The 8,213-nt window shown below is 29.1% G+C and carries 9 protein-coding genes, 2 tRNA genes, 1 rRNA gene and 1 other annotated feature; all 12 genes read right to left on the bottom strand.

Translation table 11 applies throughout. The features are described 5' to 3' along the window. Positions 1-173: 173 nt before the first annotated feature. Positions 174-560: an aspartate 1-decarboxylase gene (panD, locus tag EJJ37_RS13915; protein ID WP_133016183.1), complete on the bottom strand. Its 387-nt coding sequence runs from the start codon at positions 558-560 to the stop codon at positions 174-176. A gap of 17 nt (positions 561-577) precedes the next feature. Further along, the gene (gene panC / locus EJJ37_RS13920) at positions 578-1,423 is read right to left on the bottom strand and encodes a pantoate--beta-alanine ligase (protein WP_133016184.1); all 846 of its coding nucleotides are present in this window, start codon (positions 1,421-1,423) and stop codon (positions 578-580) included. A gap of 13 nt (positions 1,424-1,436) precedes the next feature. Next, positions 1,437-2,264 (bottom strand): 3-methyl-2-oxobutanoate hydroxymethyltransferase, encoded by an 828-nt coding sequence (panB, locus tag EJJ37_RS13925; RefSeq protein WP_133016185.1) that lies wholly within the window; start codon positions 2,262-2,264, stop codon positions 1,437-1,439. Positions 2,265-2,266: 2 nt separating this feature from the next. Continuing rightward, positions 2,267-3,118, bottom strand: a complete 852-nt coding sequence (locus EJJ37_RS13930; protein WP_133016191.1) for a Rossmann-like and DUF2520 domain-containing protein — start codon at positions 3,116-3,118, stop codon at positions 2,267-2,269. A gap of 241 nt (positions 3,119-3,359) precedes the next feature. Continuing rightward, complete coding sequence (serS, locus tag EJJ37_RS13935) at positions 3,360-4,637, bottom strand: serine--tRNA ligase (protein ID WP_133016186.1); 1,278 nt, start codon at positions 4,635-4,637, stop codon at positions 3,360-3,362. 61 nt (positions 4,638-4,698) lie between these two features. Then, positions 4,699-4,903, bottom strand: a binding site (T-box leader). A 129-nt stretch (positions 4,904-5,032) separates the two neighbouring features. Further along, a complete protein-coding gene (locus EJJ37_RS13940; RefSeq protein ID WP_133016187.1) occupies positions 5,033-5,266 on the bottom strand; it encodes a DUF1667 domain-containing protein in 234 nt (77 codons plus the stop codon). A gap of 14 nt (positions 5,267-5,280) precedes the next feature. Then, positions 5,281-6,693, bottom strand: coding sequence for an NAD(P)/FAD-dependent oxidoreductase (locus tag EJJ37_RS13945; protein WP_133016188.1), 1,413 nt, complete (start codon positions 6,691-6,693; stop codon positions 5,281-5,283). A 17-nt stretch (positions 6,694-6,710) separates the two neighbouring features. Further along, positions 6,711-7,220, bottom strand: a complete 510-nt coding sequence (locus EJJ37_RS13950; protein WP_133016189.1) for a transcription repressor NadR — start codon at positions 7,218-7,220, stop codon at positions 6,711-6,713. Positions 7,221-7,235: 15 nt separating this feature from the next. Continuing rightward, the gene (locus EJJ37_RS13955; protein WP_133016190.1) at positions 7,236-7,733 is read right to left on the bottom strand and encodes an HD domain-containing protein; all 498 of its coding nucleotides are present in this window, start codon (positions 7,731-7,733) and stop codon (positions 7,236-7,238) included. Between the two features lie 192 nt (positions 7,734-7,925). Then, positions 7,926-8,001: transfer RNA gene (locus tag EJJ37_RS13960), tRNA-Ala, on the bottom strand. A 5-nt stretch (positions 8,002-8,006) separates the two neighbouring features. After that, a tRNA-Ile gene (locus EJJ37_RS13965) sits at positions 8,007-8,083 on the bottom strand. A gap of 5 nt (positions 8,084-8,088) precedes the next feature. Next, a 5S ribosomal RNA gene (gene rrf, locus EJJ37_RS13970) occupies positions 8,089-8,205 on the bottom strand. Positions 8,206-8,213: the final 8 nt, after the last annotated feature.

The following is an 8,213-nucleotide window of genomic DNA, read 5'->3' on the forward strand; positions in this document are numbered from 1 at the left end:
ATTTTTCTCCGTTTGCTTCTGCTTTGTAACTATCTAAAAATAACTCAAAATCTATATTAATATTTGGATAATTATATACTACTATATCATATTATTGACAAAAAATGATGAATTTAGAATGAAAATCTCATTCTAAATTCATCATACCTATCTAAAATTACTTTAATATTTTATTATTCAGAAAGTTGACCATGTTTTTCATAATTAGTAATCCTACTAATTTTGTTTTCTTCATTAACAAAAATAACTTTTGGCTTATGCTCTTTTACCTCTTCTATATCTAAATCACAATAAGCCATTAATATAATTTTATCTCCAACCTGTACACATCTTGCTGCTGCTCCGTTTAAGCAGATCATGCCTGTCCCTCTTTCTCCAGCAATAGTATAAGTTTCAAACCTTGCACCATTATCAATATCAACTATATGAACTTTTTCATATTCATATATTCCTGCTGCATCTAGTAAATCTTCATCTACGGTTATACTTCCAACATAATTTAGTTCAGCTTGTATTACTGTTGCTCTGTGTATCTTGCCTTTTAACATATTTACCTTCATTATTGCTTCGCTCCTTATTATAACTCGTATGTGAAATTATCTATTAATCTTGTTTTACCTATAAATACAGCTATTGCTACTAATACTGATTTTTCTATTCTTTCTACTCCTTCCATAGACAAACTGTCTACAACCTCAATATAGTCAACTCTAGCTAGCTTTTCTGAATTAAGTATTTCTTCAACTAATTTAATAATAACTTTAGAATTTCTTTCACCAGATTGAATTTTTTCTTTAGCTAACGTTAATGCTTTATTTAATATAGTTGCAGCATTTCTTTCTTCTACTGATAAATAAGTGTTTCTTGAGCTCTTAGCAAGTCCATCTTTTTCTCTAACTATAGGACATCCTATAATTTCTATATCTATATTTAAATCTCTTACCATTCTTTTTATAATTGCTAATTGCTGAGCATCCTTTTCTCCAAAATAAGCTCTATCTGGTGCTACTATATTAAATAATTTTGTTACAACAGTACAAACCCCTCTAAAATGAGTCGGTCTACTTTTACCACATAAACCAGCCGTTAATCCATTCATATCAACAAAAGTAGAAAAGTCTTCAAAATACATTTCTTCATTTTCAGGATGGAATATAATATCTGCTCCTGCTCTCTCACATACTTTACTATCTCTAGCTAAATCTCTAGGATAAGTAGATAAATCCTCTTTAGGTCCAAATTGAATTGGATTAACAAATATGCTTACAACAACTCTATCATTTTCTTCTGAGGCCTTTCTAATTAAACTTTCATGACCTTCATGTAAATATCCCATAGTAGGAACAAATCCAACTTTTAATCCTTTTGCTTTCCATTCCTTCACTGTAGCTCTTACGTCATTTACCTTTTCTACAACTCTCATTTTATCTTCCCCTTTAATATAATTTTTCAATTACTTCATCATTTATTTTAAAAGAATGCTCTTCTGCTGGGAAAATTCCATCCTTAACTTCTTCTATATACTTTTTAAAAGCTATATTCATTTTTTCACCTAAAGTTTCATACTTCTTAACAAACTTAGGCGTAAAATCACTATACATACCTAACATATCTTGATAAACAATAATTTGACCATCGCATTGTGCTCCAGCACCTATTCCGATTGTAGGAATAGATAATTTTTCAGTTATTATTGCTGCAAGCTTAGCAGGAACACATTCTAATACAACTGCGAATGCTCCGGCTTTTTCTACAGCTAAAGCTGCTTCAATAAGATTCTTTGCTGCCTCTTCATCTTTACCTTGAACCTTAAACCCACCAAATGCATTAACTGATTGAGGAGTTAATCCAATATGAGCCATAACTGGTATTGAAGCTTTAACTATAGCTTCTATCTTATCGCAAACCTCAATTCCGCCTTCTAACTTAACTACATGAGCTCTACCTTCTTTAATTAATCTTCCTGCATTAACTACAGCATCATATACTGATGTTTGGTAAGACATAAAAGGCATATCTGCTACAACTAATGTATTCTTTACACCTCTAGATACAGCTCTAGTATGATGTATCATATCTTCCATAGTAACTGATAGCGTATCTTCATATCCTAAACAAACCATTCCTAATGAATCTCCAACTAAAATTCCGTTTATTCCAGCTTCATCAATTATTTTTGCTGTAGAATAATCATATGCTGTAAGCATAGTAAGTTTTTCATTTTTCTCTTTGGCTTGTTTAAATGTGACTGCTGTATTTTTCATAACTAATCTCCTAAATACTCTTCTAAATTTTTATAATCTCTATCCAAATTTTTAACTTTTGCTATCTTTAAAATATTTTTTGATAATAGCCTATATAATTCTTTATCCTCTTCAGGTATTACATTTAAATGATTAATAACAGTACTTAAATCTCCTCTTTCTATAGGCCCAGTCAAACTATTAACTGTACCTCTTTCCTTAACATTTCTTAGGTTGTTTTCAATTAATGGATATAAAGCCTTAATTGCCATTTCCTTTGTAAATCCGCATGCTTCTAGATAATTAATTCCATTATTAATTAATCCTAATACTAAGTTGCTAACTGTTACTGCTGCTGCATGATATAAACTCTTATTCTCTCTGTTAATAATTGCTACATCATTTCCTAAATTCAAAAATAACATATTTAAATATTCAATATGTTTTTCATGGCCTTCAATTGTAATAAATGCTTGAGATAAATTTTTATAAGAATTATATTTGTCCGAGATAGCGAACATTGGATGAATAGAATAACCATATGCACCATGATTATTTATATTTGAAAAGACTTCTGAAGAAATAGAGCCACTACAATGGCAAATTAATTTTTCTTTAATAGGTAACTTTTTTACTTCATTCCATACATCTGCAATTTGATTATCAGGTGTTGTAATGAATATAGCATCACTATTTTTTATTAAATCTTCTAAATTATTATATTGTCGCGTATTTGTAAAAATTGCAGCTTCTTTAGATGAATGCTGTGATTTACTATAATACCCACTTATGTCTATGTTGTTTTCTTTTAGATATTTTCCTAAGGAAAAGCCAACTTTTCCTGCTCCAATAAATCCAAATTTTATAATTATCACCTCCAAAAGAGTGTGATACTAATAAGTCCCATTCAAAATTGATATGAGCTATTTCTATTAATCTTTAAATTTTCAAATATATAAGGTGCGGTTTAATTAAAATACCACCCATTTTAAATTTATCATATTTCTTGTTTTTGTCAATATTTGTTATTGTATTATTTGCAATAACTTCTTATAAAAAAAGATATAAGAAAATCATAATTAATTTTCTTATATCTTAGGTTTAATCAATTTAAAATTATCTTATAACATCCATTCCACCCATATAAGGTCTTAAAGCTTCTGGAATGTTTATAGATCCATCTTCATTTAAGTTGTTTTCTAAGAATGCAATTAACATTCTAGGTGGAGCAACAACTGTATTATTTAATGTATGAGCAAAATATTTTCCTTTTTCTCCATTTACACGAATCTTTAATCTTCTAGCTTGAGCATCTCCTAAATTAGAGCAGCTTCCAACTTCGAAGTATTTCTTTTGTCTTGGAGACCAAGCTTCAACGTCAATAGATTTAACTTTAAGATCTGCTAAATCTCCTGAACAACATTCTAAAGTTCTAACTGGAACATCTAAAGAACGGAATAATTCAACAGTGTACTTCCATAGCTTTTCAAACCATTCTTTACTTTCTTCTGGCTTACAAACTACTATCATTTCTTGTTTTTCGAATTGATGTATTCTATAAACTCCTCTCTCTTCTATTCCATGAGCTCCTTTTTCTTTTCTGAAGCAAGGTGAATAACTAGTTAAAGTTTGAGGAAGACTCTCTTCCTTTAATATAGTATCAATGAATTTACCTATCATAGAATGTTCACTTGTACCTATTAGGTATAAATCTTCACCTTCTATTTTATACATCATAGATTCCATTTCAGCAAAGCTCATTACCCCAGTAACAACATCGCTACGAATCATGAAAGGAGGAATACAGTAAGTAAATCCTTTATCAATCATGAAATCTCTAGCATAAGAAAGTATTCCTGATTGTAATCTTGCAATGTTACCCATTAAGTAATAGAATCCATTACCAGCTACTTTTCTAGCGCTATCTAAATCTATTCCATTTAATTTTTCCATTATTTCTGTATGGTATGGAATTTCAAATTCTGGAACAAAAGGTTCACCAAATTTTTCAACTTCTACATTTTCACTATCATCTTTTCCAATTGGAACACTAGGATCAATGATGTTAGGAATAACTAACATTATATTTCTTATTTTTTCTTCAAGTTCAGATTCTTTAGCTTCTAACTCTGCTAAACGCGCTGCTTGTTCATTAACCTTAGTTTTTAACTCTTCAGCTTCTTCTCTCTTTCCTTGGCCCATTAGTGCACCAATTTGCTTAGAAATTGTTTTTCTATTTGATCTTAATGAATCAGCTTCTTGTTGAGTAGCTCTGCTTTCGATATCTAAAGCAATTACTTCATCAACTAAAGGAAGTTTTTGATCTTGAAACTTGTTTTTAATATTTTGTTTAACTATTTCTGGATTTTCTCTTAAAAATTTTAAATCTAACATAATATCCTCCATGTATATTTTATTATTTTTCTGATATAAAAAAAGAGCCCTTCCCTCCCATATAAGGGACGAAGAACTCCGTGTTGCCACCCTAATTGATAATAAATTTTTACTTATTATCCACTCTTTATAAAACTAACGGGTTTATCCGTACTGCTCATCACAGTCCCTCCAAGGTGGATTCATAAAATATTGTTATCAGTTTTCACCAGCCACTGACTCTCTTAAAACAATTACTTTATTACTAGCCTCTTCAACGGTTTAATTAAATATTTACGATATTAATATATTTAATATATTATAAGCTCCTACTTTTTGTCAATACATTTAAATACCTATTTGGGCAAAGCTCTTTAATAAGAATGAATTTAAATTTTAAAATCACTTCTAAATGATTATTTAGTTTGGATATCCCTAGTACAGATTATATCAACTCCACTATTTAAAATATTCTTACATATAATACTTCCCATTTTTATAGGAATACTTACATATAATCTACTAACAACTTTAGACATTTCTATCCATAATCCCTTATCAACTTCATCACTACTTTTAACAGGAACAACCTTAAATTTATCACTACCTTTAACTCTAACTACAGAAGTGAAAATATCCTTTTTACCCATACTTACAACTCCTATTATATATCTTTAAATTCTTTAATTCTGCCTGAAATTATATTTGAATTTTTTGAATCATCTACTATATCAGTAAATTTTCTATCTAACTCTCTAGATAATATTTGAATTATTTTCTCATTACAGTAAGCTCCATGACAATTTCCAAATCCAGCACCTGTTCTTCTTTTAACCCCTTTAACAGTTCTAGCACCTAAAGGTCTTCTAATAGAATCAACAATTTCACCTTCTGAAACATTGTTGCACATACATACTATCTTACCATAACGTTTATCTAACTTAATAACCTCATTAATTTCATTTCTATCCATTTCTCTAAATCTATAGAACTCTCTTCTTTTATCAATGAAATTCTTCTTTAATCTACAATTTAAATTACTACTAATAGTATCACATAACATTTTGGCTATAGCTGGTGCTAATGTAACTTTTCCGTAATGAGTTCCTATAACACTAATATACCCCTTATCGATTTTTTGATCATCTACTACAATAGAATCTTTATCATAACTTTCCCTAAATAGGTTATTTATATTACTTTTATCTAATCCTTTTAATAATTTAGATGCATATTGTAAATTATCATCTAAACTAGTTTTTTCAATACTTTTTATTCCAATAAGAGAACCTCCATTTAAAACAGGTGTTGAAACAACAAAAGTATCTTTATCAAAAGTCTTTGTAACAATTCTTTGTAACTTATTTTCATAATTATCATCAAGTAAAATATAACTCATATTTTTGAAAGAATTTATTCCATCCTCAGAGTCTTTTTCTTCAACTACACCTTTTTCATTTATATATATTTCATTTGCAATTGTATTTATAACAACCTTACAAGAGAACTTATTTTTATTAGTTACAACTCTAAATCCTTTTGTAACATTTTGAATAGTTAAAACTTCTTCCTCTAACCTAAAATTTACCCCATTATCAAATGCAACTTCAGCATATGCAATTGCTAAATCATATGGAGCAACTATTGCAACATTTTGAGAGTATAAGCCTTTTTTTACTTCCGTATTAATATTAGGCTCTATTTCATACACCTCATCTGGATCTATTAAATATACTCCATCAATTCCACGCCTTATAGCTCTTTCATACATTTCTTTTAATTTAACTACACCATTATCATCATTAACTACTCTTAATGATCCTATTCTTCTAAATGGAACATTAAACTTCTCACATAAGTCCTCTAATAATATATTTCCTATATACTCTAGTCCAGCCATCACATTATTAGATGTTTCTGATCCATCATATACAATGGAAGTATTAACAAATGAAATATCATCTGCTATATCAAATTCTTTTTCAATTACAGCTATATTTAAATTATATTTAGATAATTCATAGGCAACAGCACATCCAATTATGCCACCACCTAAAACTAAAACATCATAATCCATAATTCAATTCCCCTAATTTATAAAATAAAACCATTTTCTTTTAATTCTTCTTTTATTAACTCCATATTTTCAATAGAGTCAGCAGAAATAGTATGGAGATGTACTCCATTAGTTAATATAGATAATGGCTTTGCATTTATCTCTTTTAACGCATTTTTAAATTTATTTAAATCATTAAGATTCTTTATCATTAATATCCCTTTTATCTCTCCGTATAAGGGATGTTCTACTATAACATCTTCTATTATTCCACCATACTTAACAACTATTTCAAGCTCTTTAATAACATCCTCATTATTATGATTTACTGCAATAACTGATTTTACCCTACTACTATTATCATCATTAATCATATATCCATCTGGAGTTGCTATTATATTATTTCCTTTCGCTCTTAAAATAGCTATATCTTTAACTATTATTTGTCTTGTTACATTAAAGCTCTCAGCTAATGTTGTTCCTTTAATAGCCTTTTTTTCCCTCATTAACATCTCAATAATGCTATTTCTTCTTTCATCAGCTTTCATAATTCACCCCATAACTTAATTTCTATTGTCACTTTCCTTTATTATATCTAGTAGTTTATTTCCTTGTATCTTATTACTATGATGATATCTAATAGTATCCAAAAATTCTTTATCATATGTATTAAAATGCTTTAATAAATTTGCACCTTTTTCTGCATGATTATAATAAGAATCAACAGCTTTAATACCATCATATTTTTTTAATTTTCCCTTGGTCATTTTATTTAATATTACTAATACAGATTTTTCAATAATATTAAGTCCATATTCACCTTTTCCTATATCATGCAATAGCCCTACTTTGGCAACTCTATTTAAATTTATATTTTTTCCCTTTGATAAATGTACAGCATCTTTACTAACTCTAATACAATGTTGTTTATCTGTTTTTTTCAATTTATTAAATAAATTTTTCTCTCTTTTATTGAGAAATTTATTTACATATTCAGTATCAATATCCTCGGACAATGATTTTAATGCCCAAACAAATTGTTTCACTCTATATAAAGACATCTACTTATCACCTTGTTCTTTAACATATATTGTAATACACATTCATATTTATAATACCACTATTATAAATAAATTAAAAATATAAAAATCTATTTTATTTAGTTATAATTCTACATTTTAATATTAAAAATATTAACTTAAATTTTTTAAATTTTGTAAAACAAAAAAAGCTACGATTTATATCGTAGCTTTTGGTGGAGGTAAAGGGATTCGAACCCTTGACCCCTTGCGTGCAAGGCAAGTGCTCTCCCAACTGAGCTATACCCCCAGAAATGGTGGACCTTCAGGGACTCGAACCCCGGGCCGACCGGTTATGAGCCGGTTGCTCTAACCAACTGAGCTAAAGATCCTCGTTACCTGGCAACGTTCTACTCTCCCACACAGTCTCCCGTGCAGTACCATCGACGCTGTAGAGCTTAACTTTCCTGTTCGGAATGGGAAGGAGTGTTTCCTCTACGCCATCATCACCAGATCTTTGAG

Source organism: Clostridium cuniculi (assembly GCF_004353185.1).
GTDB classification, from domain to species: domain Bacteria; phylum Bacillota; class Clostridia; order Clostridiales; family Clostridiaceae; genus Clostridium; species Clostridium cuniculi.